This is a genomic window from Rhodoferax sp. GT1R46 (assembly GCF_056521285.1).
On the sequence record NZ_JBWMBC010000018.1, the window covers coordinates 1 to 1,734 of the forward strand.

The 1,734-nt window shown below is 57.4% G+C and carries 1 protein-coding gene; it reads right to left on the reverse strand.

Annotated features, from left to right (window positions below; all coding sequences use genetic code 11):
• Positions 1–42 precede the first annotated feature (42 nt).
• Positions 43–1,566 (reverse strand): IS66 family transposase, encoded by a 1,524-nt coding sequence (gene tnpC / locus AC097W_RS20845; RefSeq protein ID WP_479604553.1) that lies wholly within the window; start codon positions 1,564–1,566, stop codon positions 43–45.
• Positions 1,567–1,734: the final 168 nt, after the last annotated feature.

The following is a 1,734-nucleotide window of genomic DNA, read 5'->3' on the forward strand; positions in this document are numbered from 1 at the left end:
GGCAAACCCATATTGACCGCGGCCCTGCAGTGGTGGTGACAGTCAGGGTGACGCGGTTGGCGGCGTCCAGCGATGTGGCAGCAACTCGCCAATCATGCTGTTGCGCTGGGTAGGCAACCGAGTCAGCACATCTTTGAGATAAGCATACGGATCATGCCCGTTGAGCTTGGCGCTCTGAATGAGGCTCATCACTGCCGCCCCCCGCTTGCCCGCACGTAGTGAACCGGCGAACAACCAGTTGTTGCGCCCAATGGCAATCGGCCGAATCTGATTCTCTATATGGTTGTTGTCGATGGGCAATTGCCCATTTCCCACGAAACGCGTCAGCGCACCCCAGCGTCTGAGGCTGTAGTCCAGTGCTTTGGCTGTGGCCGAGCCATCCGTAATCTTCTGCCGATGCAGAATCATCCACTGGTGCAAGGCATCGAGCAATGGTTTTGACTTGTCCTGGCGTGTGCGTTGTCGCGCGTCTGGAGGCAGCTCCTTGATCTCCCGCTCAATCTCATAGATTCGGGCAATCTGCTCCAGCGCACTGTGCGCAATCTGGCTTTTGTTACTGACATGCAGATCAAAAAACTTACGCCGGGCGTGCGCCAGGCACCCCACCTCAGTAACACCTTGGGTCATCAACTGCTTGTAGCCGCTGAAGTCATCACACACCAGACTTCCTCTCCAGTCCCCAAGGAACACTTTGGCGTTTTCCCCGGCGCGAGATTCGCAGAAATCGTAAACAACAGCCTTGGTGTCCTCAAACGCCCCTGCGGCATACGCCCAGAGATACGCCCTGTGTGTTTTCCCATGGCCCGGCTTGAGCATTTGCACCGGCGTCTCATCAGCGTGCACCACGCTGTGGCTCAGGATCTCTGCCTTCAAAGCATCCACCAAGGGTTGCAGTTGCACCCCGCAGCTGCCTACCCAGGAACCTAAGGTCGAGCGGGGAATGGCCAAACCGGCACGCCCAAAGATGACTTCCTGCCGGTACAGCGGCAAGTGGTCTGCAAACTTGGCCACCAACACCTGAGCCAGTAGACCGGATGTTGGGATACCTTTGTCGATCACATGCGCATCCACAGGCGCTTGGGTCAGGGTCTCGCACTGGGCGCAGGCCCATTTGCCGCGGATGTGACGCTCTACGCTAAATACGCCGGGCACGTAGTCCAGCTTCTCGGCCACGTCTTCGCCGATGCGCTTCAACTGGCAGCCGCATTGGCAGGTGGTGGAATCGGGCTCGTGGTGGATGTCGGTGCGCGGCAGGTTCGCGGGCAATACCTGGCGTTTGGGTTGCTGCTTGGTCTTCGGGGGAGCAGTGTCATCGCTTTGGAGTTGCTCGATCTCGTCACTGACGGCCTGCAGGTCCTCATCCAGGGTTTCATCGAGCAAGCTGCGTTGCTCGGCACTGAAACGTTCCGACTGCGCAGCAAACTTCAGGCGCTTGAGGATGGCGTTTTCGTGCGTGAGCTTGTCGATGGTGGCTTGTTTGAAGGTGAGTGTTTTGAACAGCGACTGCACCACTTCGCGCAGTTCGTCTGCGCTCATATCGGGGAGTTTCTCGGGGGCAATCACCATGAAACGTAGTGTGCCATTGCACCATAAAAATGACCATTAGTGCATGCCCGTATTGACTTCTTTGCTATGCTTTTTGCATGATTCAGACCATGGTGATGATGCCCGCATCCCCCATGCGCTGCCAGGGCAAACCCAGCACCAAAGCGTCCAATTGGGTGCGGCTCAGAC

Bases quoted from the DNA above. Each gene is read 5' to 3' on its own strand.
- tnpC (WP_479604553.1), bottom strand. From the start codon at position 1,566: ATGGTGATTGCCCCCGAGAAACTCCCCGATATGAGCGCAGACGAACTG.